Annotated in this window: 17 protein-coding genes; 9 read left to right on the top strand and 8 right to left on the bottom strand. The window is 63.5% G+C overall.

The features are described 5' to 3' along the window. The 3 genes from AUR66_RS15790 to AUR66_RS15780 form a co-directional block, all read left to right on the top strand. Nucleotides 1-495, top strand: a 495-nt coding sequence (locus AUR66_RS15790) for a DUF7546 family protein (protein WP_058573214.1), incomplete at its 5' end; no start/stop codon positions are given. Between the two features lie 65 nt (nucleotides 496-560). After that, on the top strand, nucleotides 561-797 hold the full coding sequence (locus AUR66_RS15785; RefSeq protein WP_058573213.1) for a SelT/SelW/SelH family protein: 237 nt from the start codon (nucleotides 561-563) through the stop codon (nucleotides 795-797). A gap of 13 nt (nucleotides 798-810) precedes the next feature. After that, the gene (locus AUR66_RS15780) at nucleotides 811-1,215 is read left to right on the top strand and encodes a metal-dependent hydrolase (RefSeq protein WP_058573212.1); all 405 of its coding nucleotides are present in this window, start codon (nucleotides 811-813) and stop codon (nucleotides 1,213-1,215) included. A gap of 21 nt (nucleotides 1,216-1,236) precedes the next feature. Here the strand turns inward: AUR66_RS15780 and AUR66_RS15775 are convergent, their stop codons facing one another. Together AUR66_RS15775 and AUR66_RS15770 are read right to left on the bottom strand one after the other, a co-directional pair. Next, the gene (locus AUR66_RS15775) at nucleotides 1,237-2,259 is read right to left on the bottom strand and encodes an aldo/keto reductase (RefSeq protein WP_058573211.1); all 1,023 of its coding nucleotides are present in this window, start codon (nucleotides 2,257-2,259) and stop codon (nucleotides 1,237-1,239) included. Between the two features lie 56 nt (nucleotides 2,260-2,315). After that, nucleotides 2,316-2,531, bottom strand: a complete 216-nt coding sequence (locus tag AUR66_RS15770) for a hypothetical protein (RefSeq protein ID WP_058573210.1) — start codon at nucleotides 2,529-2,531, stop codon at nucleotides 2,316-2,318. Between the two features lie 79 nt (nucleotides 2,532-2,610). Here AUR66_RS15770 and AUR66_RS15765 point away from each other — a divergent pair, with 79 nt between their 5' ends. The 4 genes from AUR66_RS15765 to AUR66_RS15750 all read left to right on the top strand — a co-directional run bounded on the left by AUR66_RS15765 (nucleotide 2,611) and on the right by AUR66_RS15750 (nucleotide 5,906). After that, a complete protein-coding gene (locus tag AUR66_RS15765; protein ID WP_058573209.1) occupies nucleotides 2,611-3,609 on the top strand; it encodes a Gfo/Idh/MocA family protein in 999 nt (332 codons plus the stop codon). A gap of 213 nt (nucleotides 3,610-3,822) precedes the next feature. Further along, nucleotides 3,823-4,764 (top strand): ABC transporter ATP-binding protein, encoded by a 942-nt coding sequence (locus AUR66_RS15760; RefSeq protein WP_058573208.1) that lies wholly within the window; start codon nucleotides 3,823-3,825, stop codon nucleotides 4,762-4,764. Beyond that, nucleotides 4,761-5,516 (top strand): ABC transporter permease, encoded by a 756-nt coding sequence (locus AUR66_RS15755; RefSeq protein WP_058573207.1) that lies wholly within the window; start codon nucleotides 4,761-4,763, stop codon nucleotides 5,514-5,516. Before AUR66_RS15760 ends, AUR66_RS15755 begins: the two co-directional genes overlap by 4 nt. 105 nt (nucleotides 5,517-5,621) lie before the next feature. Continuing rightward, nucleotides 5,622-5,906, top strand: coding sequence for a DUF7545 family protein (locus AUR66_RS15750; protein WP_058573206.1), 285 nt, complete (start codon nucleotides 5,622-5,624; stop codon nucleotides 5,904-5,906). Between the two features lie 93 nt (nucleotides 5,907-5,999). Here the strand turns inward: AUR66_RS15750 and AUR66_RS15745 are convergent, their stop codons facing one another. The 3 genes from AUR66_RS15745 to AUR66_RS15735 all read right to left on the bottom strand — a co-directional run bounded on the left by AUR66_RS15745 (nucleotide 6,000) and on the right by AUR66_RS15735 (nucleotide 8,292). Further along, nucleotides 6,000-6,797, bottom strand: a complete 798-nt coding sequence (locus tag AUR66_RS15745; protein ID WP_058573205.1) for a ZIP family metal transporter — start codon at nucleotides 6,795-6,797, stop codon at nucleotides 6,000-6,002. A gap of 247 nt (nucleotides 6,798-7,044) precedes the next feature. Continuing rightward, a complete protein-coding gene (locus AUR66_RS15740; protein WP_058573204.1) occupies nucleotides 7,045-7,797 on the bottom strand; it encodes a mechanosensitive ion channel family protein in 753 nt (250 codons plus the stop codon). Nucleotides 7,798-8,037: 240 nt separating this feature from the next. After that, the gene (locus AUR66_RS15735; RefSeq protein WP_058573203.1) at nucleotides 8,038-8,292 is read right to left on the bottom strand and encodes a hypothetical protein; all 255 of its coding nucleotides are present in this window, start codon (nucleotides 8,290-8,292) and stop codon (nucleotides 8,038-8,040) included. 207 nt (nucleotides 8,293-8,499) lie between these two features. Between AUR66_RS15735 and acs the strand changes: the two genes are divergently transcribed. After that, nucleotides 8,500-10,593 (top strand): acetate--CoA ligase alpha subunit, encoded by a 2,094-nt coding sequence (gene acs, locus AUR66_RS15730; RefSeq protein WP_058573202.1) that lies wholly within the window; start codon nucleotides 8,500-8,502, stop codon nucleotides 10,591-10,593. A 26-nt stretch (nucleotides 10,594-10,619) separates the two neighbouring features. After that, on the top strand, nucleotides 10,620-11,717 hold the full coding sequence (locus AUR66_RS15725; RefSeq protein WP_058573201.1) for a phosphotransacetylase family protein: 1,098 nt from the start codon (nucleotides 10,620-10,622) through the stop codon (nucleotides 11,715-11,717). A gap of 66 nt (nucleotides 11,718-11,783) precedes the next feature. On the opposite strand, the gene AUR66_RS15720 is transcribed toward AUR66_RS15725, so the two are convergent. From AUR66_RS15720 to AUR66_RS15710, 3 genes are all read right to left on the bottom strand, one after another. Further along, a complete protein-coding gene (locus tag AUR66_RS15720) occupies nucleotides 11,784-11,963 on the bottom strand; it encodes a hypothetical protein (protein WP_058573200.1) in 180 nt (59 codons plus the stop codon). Between the two features lie 24 nt (nucleotides 11,964-11,987). Continuing rightward, a complete protein-coding gene (locus AUR66_RS15715) occupies nucleotides 11,988-13,094 on the bottom strand; it encodes a M24 family metallopeptidase (protein WP_058573199.1) in 1,107 nt (368 codons plus the stop codon). Between the two features lie 84 nt (nucleotides 13,095-13,178). After that, nucleotides 13,179-13,368 (bottom strand): CBS domain-containing protein (locus AUR66_RS15710; RefSeq protein WP_058573198.1); only part of this gene is annotated, 190 nt, incomplete at its 5' end.

The raw sequence follows: 13,368 nt of genomic DNA, 5'->3' as shown, positions 1-13,368 counted from the left end.
GTCGGCCTCTGGGTCCTGTTCGACACCAGAGTCTCCGCTGCGTCGGCGGCGACGAAACGTAAGGCCGCAGTCGTCGGCGTCGCCTACTTCGCGCTCTTGGCCGTCGCGGGTGGTCTCATCACCTCCCCAGTTCCGGGCGGAACCGACGGCCTCCGCGTCGCGTTCCTTCCACCCGGATGGGGGCCGGCACTGGTCTACGGCGGCGACCTGTTCAACCTCATCCTGATGCCGGCGCGCGTGATTGGCTACGCCGCCCTCGCGTTCCTCGTCTACGACACCGTCGTCGAAGCGGCGGGCGCGGCAGTCTCCGGCATCGTCGGCCTCTTTTCGTGCGTCTCGTGTTCGTGGCCAATTCTCACGTCGCTCGCGACGAGCGTCTTCGGGAGTGGGACGGCGCTGGCGCTGACCGTGACGACGTTCTCGTACGACCTCTCGACGCTCGTCTTCCTCGTCACCGTCGTCTTGCTTCGGTGGCGACCCGGATTTAGCACGTAGCGATTCGCACCGGCGCGTTCGTTTTCGCCACCTCGTTTTTACTCGTCCGCCCGCTATGCCGACGTATGACAGACGTCGAAATCGAGTACTGCGTCCCGTGTGGTTTCCTCGAACGCGCAGAGGAGATACAGCACACCCTGCTCCAACAGTTCGGCCAGCAACTGGACCGCGTCGCACTCGTAACGGGTGACCACGGCGTCCTCACCGTCGCCGTCGACGGCGAACGCGTCTGGGACAAGTCCGAAGACGAGTACGACCCGGACGAGATTCTCCGGCGAGTCCGGCCGCACGTCGGCGCGTGACACCGCCTGAGTCGTGAAGTCGCTGGAACACGCCGTCGTGGGTGCCGTCGTCGGGACAGTCGCCGCGCTGGCACTCGGGCCACCGGGTGGAGTGCCACTGCTCGTCGCCGTCGCGGTGCTGGTGAGCGTCTTCGTGGACCTCGACCACTTCGTCATCGCCCGCGTCGAACGCGGGGATTGGCGACACCTCAGACTCGCCGTGACGAATCCGCGGGTCGGTCTCTTCGAACAGGAGAAGCTATTCACCGACTTCGGGACCGACTTCAATCGCAAGCGACTCTTGAGTCACCACCTCGTCGGAGGCGTCGCAGTCGGTGGGTTGGCACTGTCTGTTGCCACATCACTCGCCGCGTTCGTCGCCGTCGTCCTCTACGCGCACGTCGTGTGCGACTACCTACGGGACCTCGGGATTGCGTGAGAAGAGCGCAGTCTCGCCCGCTCAGTGCCCCCAGCGCCGCCCTTCCTCGTCGTAGCGGGCGTTCATGATGCGCTCCCACTGGTCCGCCGAGAGGTCCACGTCCGCCGCGCCGACGTTCTCACGGAGTTGCTCGGGTGTCCGTGCGCCGACGATGGGGACGACAGTCGCCTCCGGGTAGTCCATAAGCCACCGGAGGGCGACCTGTGCGGGACTGGCGTCGACTTCGTCGGCGACGGCGCGCACTTCGTCGAGGACGTGCCAGCCACGTTCGGAGAGGTAGAACTTGTCGAAGCGTTCGTCGAACGACCCGCGGGACCCGTCGGGCGCGACGTACTCCTTTGGATTGTCCGGGTCGGCGCGTTCGTACTTCCCGGTGAGGAACCCGCCTGCGAGTGGTGAGTACGGACAGACCGCAATCTCCTGGTCGCCGCACACGTCGAGGTAGTCTTTCACGTCCTCGTAGTACCCCGCGTGGAACAGTGGTTGAGTCACGTCGAACCGGGCGTAGTCGTGCACGTCGGACTTCCAGAGCGCCTTCGTGAGTTGCCACGACGCCATCGTCGACGCACCGAGGTAGTTCACTTTCCCTTCTTCGACGAGTGCGTTGAGCGTCTGCAACGTCTCCTCGATAGGCGTCTCGTCGTCCCAGCGGTGGATGTAGTAGAGGTCGAGATAGTCCGTGCCGAGGCGGTCCAGCGTCCCCTCGATTTGGTTACGGATGTGCGTCCGCGAGAGGCCGCGACTGTTCGGATTCTCTTCGTCGAACGGGAAGTAGACTTTCGAGGCGACGACGTAGTCCTCGCGGTCACGCTCTGCAAGCCAGTTGCCGATGTACTCCTCGGAGGTGCCGTTTGGGTCGCCGTAGACGTTCGCGGTGTCGATGAAGTTCCCGCCGTGTTCCTCGAAGGCGTCGAGGAGTTCGTGGGCGTCTGCTTCGTCGGTCTCCAGTACGCCGCCGGTTCGTCGCCCGAATCGCCACGTCCCGAAACACAACTCCGAGACGCGGGTCCCTGTCGAACCGAGTCGTCGATAGTCGAGGCTCATACGCGGTGACACGTTGGCCGGCGACTAAAGGGTGCGAGTTGCGGCGAAGTGTTCGATCAGTCGTCGGTGTCCGCTTGCTCTTCGCCAGACGACGCATCACCGGACGACAGCGAGACGAACGGTGACGCCGTCGCGGCCAGTCCCACGAACAACAGGACCCCGCCGAACGTCGCCCACCCTGTCTGTGGGTACTGTGCGACCGCTTGGAGGTGAAACGTCGCTCCGGCGACGGTGAGGGCGAGGCCGAACCGTTGGATGGATGCGTCGTCCATACTCGCCCCACTCGTGACGGTAGAATATCACTTGTGGGTCGCCCGCACGCTTTTGCCGCCCGCCCGCGACATGTAATCCATGTTTAGAGTCGCCGGAATCGGTCTCGGAAACCTCGGTATCATGGAGTGTCGCCTCTTCGACGAGATGGACGGCGTGAGTATCGTCGCCGGCGTCGACCCGGTCGAAGACGTACGAGAGCGTTTCGCCGACGAGTTCGACGTTCCTACGTACGAATCGGTAGACGAACTCGTCGACGGCGAGTTCCTCGACGCGGTGACAATCGCCTCCCCGCACACGAAGCACTTCGACCAAGCGCTCGCCGCACTCGACGCCGGAATCCACGTCCACCTCGAAAAGCCGATGGTGACCGACCTCGGCGGCGCACGCTCGCTCATCCACCGTGCCGAAGAGAACAATCTCACGCTCGCCGTGGGGTATCAGCGTCACTTCGACCCGCGGTTCCACGAACTCCGCCGCCTCGTCGACTCCGGACGCATCGGCGACCCACACATGGTCGTCTGCCACCTCGAACAGGAGTGGATTCAGTGGACGAAAGACGAGTGGCGCGGCGACCCGACGCTCTCCGGCGGCGGCCAACTCTACGACTCCGGGTCGCACTTGCTCGACGCGATGCTCTGGGTCACGCGCTCGAAACCAGTCACCGTCGCTGCCGCCGTCGACCACCGGGGCTACGATGTCGACGTGAACTCGGCCCTCGCCGTGGTGCTGGACAGAGACGGCGAGCGACTCACGGCCAGCGTCGCCGTGTCGGGTGACGGACCGAGCATCCCCGAACCGGGCGAATCGCTCCGCATCATCGGCACCGAGGGAATGGTCACGTTCGACGGCGAGACCATCGAGGTGACAGAGGGGGGAACGACCTACCGTGCGACACCACCGGTCCCCGACTTCGAGACGTTGACCGAGAAGAAACTCCGAAACTTCGTAGACGCCGCCCGCGACGAGGCTGACCTCGCCATCCCCGCGGAAGACGCCCTCCACGTCACGGCGCTCACAGAGGCGGCGTACGAGTCGGCGACGACTGGCCGCCGCGTCAACGTCGGTGACGAGGCCTGAGTCTGCAACTCACCGAGGTCAGGCGACTCGCAGACGATTCAGCATCCTCGTCGTCCCACTGATTCGCGTGCTTCCACTCGTACAGACGTCGATGTCGTCGTAGTGGTGTGCATCGGGAGTGAGGCTTCTTCCGGGTCGCCCGGCACTCGACGGGCGTCGAACCCAACGCCGATTCCGAATCCCTTACCACCTGACCGGTCCGTCGGGTACGACATGGACGAGGTACTCGTCGCCGACGGCCTCACGAAGTCTTACGGCGACGTGGAGGCGCTTTCGGGCGTCTCCCTGTCAGTCGCCGAGGGAGAGGTCTTCGGTCTCATCGGTCCGAACGGCGCGGGGAAGACGACGCTGATTCGCGCTCTCACGGGCACGACCACACCCGACGGCGGGTCAGCATCGGTTCTGGGGAGTCCGCCAGTGGACGTCGACCGACAGCGACTCGGTCTTCTCCCGCAGGACTTCCGGCCGGCAGGTCGATTGACTGCGCACGAACTCGTGTCGTACTACGCTGGCCTCTACGACGGTGCCCGCGACCCAGACGACGTCCTCGCCGAAGTCGGACTCGCCGACACGGGCGACACGTGGTACGAGAACCTCTCGGGCGGCCAACAGCGACGTGCCTGTATCGCCCTGACACTCGTGAACGACCCCGACGTGCTCTTTCTGGACGAACCCACGACCGGTATCGACCCCGCCGGCCGACGAGCGCTCTGGACACTCATCGACGACTTAGCAGACCGCGGGACGACGGTGTTCTTGACCAGTCACTCGATGGAAGAGGTCGAACGCCTCGCCGACCGCGTCGGGTTACTCAACGAGGGCCAACTCGTCACAGTCGGCCGACCTGACCAACTCGTCGCCGAGTACGGCGGCGAGAGCAGACTCGTCGTGAGAACTGCTGGCGACGCGGACCTCGAAAGCGTGTCGCTCCCCGCATCGCTCACCGGCGACGTAACCGACGACGGACTCACCGTCTACGGCGTCGGTCCGCGCCAGATTAGCGATGCGGTCGACGCCCTCGACGAGGCGGGCGTCGTCTACGAGTCACTCGTGTGGAAGCAACCCGGTCTCGAAGAGGTCTACCTCTCGCTCACGGGCGAACAGTTCGAAGGGGCGCGGCCTGCTGCTGCCGCCGCAGTCGGAGGTGAGCCATGAGCACCGTCGAACGCGTCCGCTCGGAGTTCGTCGCCTCGTGGCACTCGTTCCTCCGACGACGGACGGCCGTCTTCTTCACGTTCTTCTTCCCGGCCATCATCGTCGTCATCTTCGGCGCACTCGTGCAGACCCAACCGACTGGCGGCGGCCTGTTCGCCGAACCCAAAGAGTACTACATCGCTGGCTACCTCGCCGTCGTCGTCCTCTTTACGCCGCTCTCGCGAGTCGGCAGTACCATCGCTCGCCACCGCGACGGCAACCGCTTCGAGAAGTTGGCGACGACGCCCCTCACCCGTGGCGAGTGGCTTCTCGCACACGCACTCGTCAACGTCGTCGTCATCGGCCTCGCGGCCCTGCTGCTCCTCGTGCTGTCGCTCCTCGTCACGGGCGCGTCGATTCCGCTGTCGGCGTCGACACTCGCACTCGTCGCGTTCATCGCACTCGGCGTGACGCTCTTCTGTGGCCTCGGCGCACTCATCGGGAGTCTCGCCGACTCGCAAGATGGCGTCATCGCCGCGAGCAACGCAATCGCCCTCCCGTTGTTGTTCCTCTCGGAGACGTTCGTGACGCCCGACTTGCTTCCGTCGTGGTTCCAACCGGCGTTGAACCTCTCGCCGCTGACGTACTTCGCCCGCGGGGTCCGAGCGCTCACCTACTCGGGCGGCGACTGGGTCCTCAACCTCGCGATTCTCGCTGTCCTCGCCGTCGCGTTCTTCGCGGTGGGGACGATGGCGATTCCGCAGACTGACTGACGGGTTCGCTGCGGGAGTTCTCACCCGTCGGTTCAGTGAGTCGCCAGGGCGTACTCGACGCCCGTAAACTCAAGTCTTAACCCGCGTCCGAACACACGTGGGAGCATGGTCGAAACCGAGACGTACACCATCGAAGGACCGAACGGTGACTCCGAAGACATCGAACTTCCCGCTGGCCTCGTCGACATCTTCGCAGAGCAGGGCGAAGACCCGACGAGCGTCGTCGGCGACATCGTCGTGCAGGCGTTCGCACAGCAGGCCCACGTCGTCGCCCACCACAGCGAAGGTGGCGCACCGGCCGACATCGCCGAACTCAACGAGAAGATGGAAGACCTCTTCGAGGACCGCTTCGGCATCGAACTCTCCGAAGCCCTCGGTCACTCGCACTAAGCGAGTTTCCAGCGCAGCCGACTCACACGTTTTTCACTGCTGGTCCAGGACCAACAGCGACAGAACCCGTCGACGAGAGACGAACGTCCCTCGTCAGATGAACGCCAGCGGAATCATGATGGCGAACCCGGCGGCGAGTCCAGCGAGCAGTTCCACCTTCCCGCCGCGGGGGAGACGCTCACCGAGTTCGAGTGCCTCGGGGATGAACTCCGTGAGGACGAGGAACACCATCGCACCCGCCGCGAACCCGAACCCGAACGGGAGGAACTCGCGGGCGATACGGACGAAGTAGAACGCGATGACCGCGCCGATGGGTTGCGGGAGACTGGAGAAGATGGCCCACCAGACGAGTTTCCAGTTTGGCACGTTCATCGACCGAAGCGGGATGGAGATTGCGAGTCCCTCGGGGACGTTGTGAATCGAGATTGCGATGGTCATGAACAGTGCGAGGATGGGGACGGCGAACCCGAACAGTTGGACGCCACCGTCGAGGCCGAGGTCGGCGAACGAGACGCCAACGGCGACACCCTCCGGGAAACTGTGGACGGTGAGGATACCGAGAATCAACAGCAGTTTTCGGAAGTCTGCCTCTTCGTACTTCTTCGGGTTGACTTCCGCTCCCTCGATGATGTGGTGGGCGACGACGACGAGGACGACGCCGGCCAGCAGGCCGATTCCCAGTTGGAGGGGCGTCCCGTTGGCGAGGCCCTCGAAGATGAGGCCGAACAGCGACGCGGAGACCATAATCCCGGATGCGATGCCCCACAGCGCCACGTTCCAGCGGTCGCTGACGTCCGAGACGAAGAAGAACGGAAGCGCACCGATTCCGGTCGCGATTGCCGTGATGAGCCCTGCAATAAAGACGAACGTGAGGGCGCCAAATTGGTCCATATCAGTCGTACTTGTCCGAACCGGATAAGTATTATCATATTTTAGATAGAATTCGGTTGGCCTAAATTCGGAGAGCCTAAAATTCGGCCACTACAGGTTTCGTCGCGCCAAAAAATCGACTAAACCGATTACATTTACAAATTGGTACGATTGCCGTTGGCGGCGACAGTCTGAAGGGACAGTGAGCACTCACGATTGTGTCTGAATCGTCGCCACTTCCGGGTGGAAAAATCGAACCGGGGGTCGTTCAGTCGTCGGCGGGAGACGTTCCCTCGGGTGAGTCGCTGTCACCGCCCATCGGGGTGACTGGCGACGCGGCGACGGACCGGGCCGAACCCATCCAGCGTTCTACGTTGGCGGCGACGTAGTCGCGCGCGCCGAAGGCGATTGCACCACCGACACCGATAGCGAGTGCCGCGGCGAGGCCCCACGCGAACGCCTGCGCGATGGTGAAGAGGATGGCCACGTCGATACCCATCGTGCTCAGGCCGATGACGACGGCAGTGAAGTACAGGAACACTCGGGTCCCGACGGCGAAGATGCTGGTGTAGGGCGTCTCGGTTGCCGCACGGGTGCGCGTGATGGCGTCGCCGATGAAGTCAGCGACGACGAACCCGAGGACGATGACGAGCAACCCGGCCACGAACGCCGGCGCGTACGAGGCAGCAGTCGAAATCCACTCGGAGAACAGGTCGACTGCCAGTACGTCGGCAGCAGCGAGGATGGTCAGCGCGTAGACGAACCATCGTCCGAGTGTCCCGAACGCCCGCGATACTGCTGCTTCTGTTCCACCGAGGATGTTCCCAATCGGCGTCGCGAGCACTGCCTTGTCGATTTCGACCCGGTCCGCCAGGCCGGTGATGACACGCCCGGCGATTCGTGCGACGAACCACCCGACGAGTAGGATGAGAACCGCGCCCAGCAGTCGTGGGAGGAACGCAATCACTTCGTTCGTCAACTGTACGAGTGAGTCGGTCAGTGTGACTTGTAACGGATACATCGCGTAGATAACATAGCACCATCAATAGTTAGTTAAGCGGTTCCGAAGTTCGTATAAAACTCTCACGTAATCGATACGCTCCGGTTTACTCGACAATCGGTGAAAACGGACAAACCGTCTGCAAGCGCACCGTGGGCGAGGTTTTCCCAGAGATTATCGGTCGAAGTGATAGTCTATGGTTCGGAGAGGATGGGCGCGGTTTAATCTGACCCTCACCAGTCGAGGGAAAGTCGCAGTATTTCACTCCTCGAGTGCGAAGTTCGCGTCCGTCTGCGTGTCTGCGAGTCGACTGAGCGCCGTCGCAATCTGTTCCATCGCGACGACGAGTCTCGCAGCGTACCACAACACGACAGTCGCGACGACCAGAAAGACCCACAGGAGGATTTGTTGGGCGACGAGCACCGCGTAGGCGAACGTCAGGAGTAAGAACAGGGCGACGGCAATTCGGGCGCCCACCGTCTGGTGGAGGGGCTTCGTGTCAGTAGCGGACGACATGCCCCGGAATTTTCGGGGTGTTCCTATAGACGTTTGGGGGGAATCCAGGGGGGCCTATCGAAACCGAGCGACAGCAATTTGGGTCCAGATTGCGGTGAACGAACCACGAACCATCCTCATTAATTACGCTACTGTAGCGTGCCACCAAAGGCCGTGAGAGCGGTCACACCCCCGAATTTATCAGTCAATGCTGGGTATCAACACGTGATGGGAGAGTTATCCGAGCTGTTCGCGCCGAGCCGTATCGCAGTGGTCGGCGCGACCGACCGCGAAGGGGCCATTGGCCGGGCTATCATGGACAACCTCATCGAGGACTTCGATGGGGACGTCGTCCCGGTCAACCCCAAGTACGACGAACTGTTCGGCTTCGAGTGTTACGCTGACGTCGGGGAGACGGGTGCCGACCTCGCAGTCATCGTCGTCCCTCCGAAGGTGGTCCTTCCCGCGATGAAGTCCGCCGGCGAGGCAGGAATCGAGAACGCTGTAGTCATCACGGCCGGGTTCGGCGAGACGGGCAGCGAAGGTGCCGCCCGCGAGCAGGAACTCCGTGAAATCGCAGAGAAGTACGACATGAACGTCGTCGGACCCAACAGTCTGGGTATCATGAACACGGACGTCGGGATGAACGCGACGTTCGGACCCGACATGGCCCTCGACGGCAACATGTCGTTCATGAGTCAGTCGGGCGCGTTCATCACGGCCGTCATCGACTGGGCCAACGACGAAGACATCGGCTTCAAGGACATCGTCTCACTCGGCAACAAGGCGGTCCTCGACGAGGCCGACTTCATCGAGGCGTGGAACGACGACCCCGACACGGAAGTCATCATCGGCTACCTCGAAGGCATCAGTGCGGGCCGTGAGTTCATCGACTCCGCCCGCGACGTGACCAAGGACACGCCTATCGTCCTCGTCAAGTCCGGCAAGACCGACGCCGGTGCGCAGGCGGCATCCTCGCACACCGGGACGATTGCCGGGTCCGACGCGGCCTACGAGGCGGGTCTGGAACAAGCCGGCGTCATCCGCGCCGAGTCCGTCCAGCACCTCTTCGACACCGCGCGCGTGCTGGGCGACCAACCGCTTCCCGAGAACAAAGACGTGGCCGTCATCACGAACGCCGGTGGCCCCGGCGTCATGACGACCGACGCCATCGGTGAGTCCGACCTCGAGATGGCCGACTTCACCGACGAGACGCTTTCGAACTTCTCCGAGACGCTCCCGCCAGAGGGGAACATCTACAACCCCGTCGACATCGTCGGCGACGCCGACAACGAGCGCTTCGAGAACGCACTCGACGTGGCCCTCGCCGACGAGAACGTCGGGAGTGCAATCGTCCTCACGGCCCCGACGGCCGTCCTCGACTACGAGCAACTCGCCGAGGACACCGTCGAACTCCAGCAGAAACACGACAAGCCAATCGCGGCCTGTTTCATGGGTGGCGAACGAGTCGAACCCGCGTCCGACCTGATGAAAGACGCCGGTATCCCGAACTACTTCGACCCCTCGCGCGCCGTGGACGCTCTCGAAGCACTCGCGGAGTACGCCGACATCCGCAAGCGCGAGTACGACGCACCCACCGAGTTCGACGTGGACCGCGAGCGTGCCCGTGAGATTCTGGAGACGGTCAAAGAGCGCGACGAGACACGCCGCGGCGTCGAGGCGATGGAACTACTCGACGCCTACGGCATCGAGACGCCGCAGGGCGAAATCGTCGACGACCCGGCCGACGCACTCAGCGTCGCCGAAGAAATCGACGGCAACGTCGTGATGAAAATCGTCAGCCCCGACATCCTCCACAAGTCCGACATCGGCGGCGTCAAAGTCGGCGTCTCCAACGAGGACGTTTACGACGCGTACGAGGACCTCATCACCCGAGCCAAGAACTACCAGCCTGACGCCAACATCCTCGGCGTACAGGTCCAAGAGATGGTGAACCTCGACGACGGCGTCGAGACCATCGTCGGCATGAACCGCGACCCGCAGTTCGGTCCGCTCATGATGTTCGGTCTCGGGGGCATCTTCGTCGAGATTCTCGAAGACACGACGTTCCGCGTCGCGCCCGTCGCCGAGTCTGAGGCCGAAGCGATGACGAAGGAAATCGACGCCGCACCGATGCTCCGTGGTGCCCGTGGTGCCGACCCAGTCGACATCGGTGGCATCACCGAGACTATCCAGCGTCTCTCGCAACTCGTCACGGACTTCCCGGCCATCCTCGAACTCGACATCAACCCGCTCGTCGCACTCCCCGACGGCGTTCAGGCCGTGGACGTTCGCCTGACCGTGGACCCGGACGAACTTTAAACACTTCACCAACCAAACATTCAACAATGAACACGGTACTCGTCACCTCGACCGGAGAAAGCACCGGGAAGACCGCTATCACGCTCGCGCTTGGCCTCCTCGCCAAGGAGCGCGGACTGGACGTCGGCTACATGAAGCCGAAAGGGACGCGCCTGCAATCCAGCACCGGCAAGACCCTCGACGAAGACCCGATGCTGGCGCGCGAACTGCTCGACGTCGACGCCGAGATGCACCAACTCGAACCCGTCGTCTACTCCCCGACGTTCATCCAGGGTGCCATCCGCGGCAAGGAGAACAGCGAAGAACTCTCTGAAGTCATCTCGCACCACTTCGAGGACATCTCGGAGGGCAAAGACCTGATGTTCATCGAGGGCGGTGGCTCGTACCGCACCGGTGGCATCGTCGACCTCACGGACGCCGACATCGCCGAACTCCTCGACGCGCAGGTCATCCTCGTCGCCGACTACCAGCACCCGAGTGACCTCGACGACGTCGTCGCCGCAATCGAAGACATCGGGAGCGACCGACTCACTGGCGTCGTCTTCAACCGCGTGAGCGACGCGTCGTACGACGAACTGGAGACCGAAGTCGCGCCCTTCCTCGAAGCGCGCGGCGTTCCCGTCCTCGGCGTCGTTCCGACCGAGAAGGACCTCGCCGGCGTCACGGTCCAAGAACTCGCAGACGAACTCGGCGGCGAACTCGCAACCGACGCGCCCACCGACGCCTTCGTCGAGCGATTCCTCGTCGGCGCGATGGGTGGCGACGCGGCGCTTCGCTACTTCCGCCGCACGAAGAACGCTGCCGTCATCACGGGTGGTGACCGCGCGAACATCCAGCGTGCTGCCCTCGAAGCGCCGGGTGTCAAGTGTATCATCCTCACCGGTGGTCACCGCCCAGTCGGTGCCGTCATCGGCAAGGCCGAACAGAAGGGCGTCCCCGTCCTCCTCGTCAACGGCGACACCCTCTCTGTGACCGACCGCGCAGAAGACATCGTCAGCACGGGGCGCACCCGCGACGAACGCACCGTCGAGCGCATGCGCGGCCTGCTCTACGAACACGCAGACGTCGATGCCATCATCGGCGACATCACGCCTTCGGGCGAGGCCGACGAAGACGACGAGTAAGCACTACGACCGTAGACGAGGTTTTCTTTTCAGTAGGTTTCGAGACCGACCCCGGGTAGTCGCCGCTCACGAGTCGGCACGCTGGTGGTTCAGATACTCGTTGATAGCCGTCGGAACGACGACGCCGACGACGATGACCGTTGCGTAGGAGTACAGGAATCGTCCAGTCACCTCCTGAACCGCGAAGGCGACAGGGAAGGCGGCCAGAACGAACCCGAGCGTGACGAGATTTTCGCGGGAGACCATACGCCACACTCGAAAGTCAGGTAATTAACAGTTCCACCCGCGGTCGGTGTCGTTCAGGAGTTCCGCGCCGTCGTCGGTGACGACGACGAGGTCCTCGATTCTGACCCCAAACTCGTCCGGGAGGTAGATACCGGGTTCGATGCTGAAGACGTTCCCGACCTCGAGTTTTCGGTCGCTGCCGGCGACGATGTATGGGTCTTCGTGGACGTCGAGGCCGACACCGTGTCCGGTTCGGTGGATGAATCGGTCGCCGTAGCCTGCGTCTTCGATGACCTCGCGGGCCGCCCGGTCCACGTCGCCCGCGGTGACGCCCGGTTCGACCGTCTCGAAGGCGGCAGTGCGGGCCTCTTGGACGAGTTCGTGGACCCTCTCGAACTCGGTGGGTGGGTCGCCGCCGAAGACGAGTGTTCGCGTCTGGTCACTCGGGTAGTGGTCCACGCGCGTCCCGAAGTCGAGGACGACGGGGTCGCCCGCCTCGATGATTCGGTCGCCGTAGGTGTGGTGCGGCATCGCCCCGTTCGGTCCCGACCCGACGATGGGGCCGAAGGCGACGCCTTCACCGCCTTCTTCGGCGAGCAACTGCTCGATTTCGCCGGCGAGTTCCGTCTCCGTCATGCCGAGACATCGCTCGCCCATGTCGCGGAGACGTTCGACGACGCGGTCTGCGACTGCTCCTGCACGGCGAAGCGCGTCGAGTTCCGCGTCGTCTTTGGTCGCTCGAAGCGGTGCGACGACTTCGCTCGCGAGGCCGAATTCGGCGTCCGGGAGGACGGTCCGAAGGTCCTGTGTGAATCGCGCCCACATCGTGTCGTCGACGAGGATACGACCCGACCCGAGTTCGAGGTCGGTGACGACCTCTTCGACGGCGGCGACCGGGTCGTCGTCGTCGCTCCACGTCTCGACGTTCGCGACCCACGACTCGGCGCGGACCTGCGTCTCGTAGAGGTCGGGGACGAGAAACACCGGTGTGCCCTCGCGGGGGACGAACAAGAAGAGGTGACGCTCGGCGGGTTCCTCGTCGAATCCAGCGAGGTAGAGGAGATTCCGACTGGGGAACGAGACGACGGCCTCCGCCCCGACGTCTGCCAATCGGTCCTGACACGCGCGGGTGCGTCGTTCGAAGGGGGTCATGACAGTCGGTACGCAGGCCGGCAGAAAAGCGTGGGCGGTCCGGGCCGGCGTGCGAGTGGGGCCGACAGATGGATAGTCGCGTCCTTATGCGCCGAGGTCCAACGGGTCGTACAACTGCCCCGTAATCGACTCGAACGCGTCCGAGGCAGTCACGAGGCCGATAACTTCGTCGGTGTCCGGGTCGCGAACCATCGCCAGTTCCTGGTTCTCTTCTTGGAGACGGTCGATGAGGTCACTGACGGGGAGGTCTGCAGCGACCGAAAGCGGTGGTGCG

It is taken from the genome of Haloferax profundi, from assembly GCF_001469865.1.
In the GTDB taxonomy this organism is placed as follows: domain Archaea; phylum Halobacteriota; class Halobacteria; order Halobacteriales; family Haloferacaceae; genus Haloferax; species Haloferax profundi.
This window is presented reverse-complemented; position numbering and strand designations above follow the sequence as displayed.

What these genes read in the sequence shown, in the direction of transcription:
- AUR66_RS15785 (WP_058573213.1), top strand. Translation starts at nt 561, where the DNA reads ATGACAGACGTCGAAATCGAGTACTGCGTCCCGTGTGGTTTCCTCGAA.
- acs (WP_058573202.1), top strand. Translation starts at nt 8,500, where the DNA reads ATGGGAGAGTTATCCGAGCTGTTCGCGCCGAGCCGTATCGCAGTGGTC.
- AUR66_RS15770 (WP_058573210.1), bottom strand. Translation starts at nt 2,531, where the DNA reads ATGGACGACGCATCCATCCAACGGTTCGGCCTCGCCCTCACCGTCGCC.
- AUR66_RS15745 (WP_058573205.1), bottom strand. Translation starts at nt 6,797, where the DNA reads ATGGACCAATTTGGCGCCCTCACGTTCGTCTTTATTGCAGGGCTCATC.
- AUR66_RS15715 (WP_058573199.1), bottom strand. Translation starts at nt 13,094, where the DNA reads ATGACCCCCTTCGAACGACGCACCCGCGCGTGTCAGGACCGATTGGCA.
- AUR66_RS15725 (WP_058573201.1), top strand. Translation starts at nt 10,620, where the DNA reads ATGAACACGGTACTCGTCACCTCGACCGGAGAAAGCACCGGGAAGACC.
- AUR66_RS15765 (WP_058573209.1), top strand. Translation starts at nt 2,611, where the DNA reads ATGTTTAGAGTCGCCGGAATCGGTCTCGGAAACCTCGGTATCATGGAG.
- AUR66_RS15750 (WP_058573206.1), top strand. Translation starts at nt 5,622, where the DNA reads ATGGTCGAAACCGAGACGTACACCATCGAAGGACCGAACGGTGACTCC.
- AUR66_RS15775 (WP_058573211.1), bottom strand. Translation starts at nt 2,259, where the DNA reads ATGAGCCTCGACTATCGACGACTCGGTTCGACAGGGACCCGCGTCTCG.
- AUR66_RS15740 (WP_058573204.1), bottom strand. Translation starts at nt 7,797, where the DNA reads ATGTATCCGTTACAAGTCACACTGACCGACTCACTCGTACAGTTGACG.
- AUR66_RS15760 (WP_058573208.1), top strand. Translation starts at nt 3,823, where the DNA reads ATGGACGAGGTACTCGTCGCCGACGGCCTCACGAAGTCTTACGGCGAC.
- AUR66_RS15720 (WP_058573200.1), bottom strand. Translation starts at nt 11,963, where the DNA reads ATGGTCTCCCGCGAAAATCTCGTCACGCTCGGGTTCGTTCTGGCCGCC.
- AUR66_RS15735 (WP_058573203.1), bottom strand. Translation starts at nt 8,292, where the DNA reads ATGTCGTCCGCTACTGACACGAAGCCCCTCCACCAGACGGTGGGCGCC.
- AUR66_RS15755 (WP_058573207.1), top strand. Translation starts at nt 4,761, where the DNA reads ATGAGCACCGTCGAACGCGTCCGCTCGGAGTTCGTCGCCTCGTGGCAC.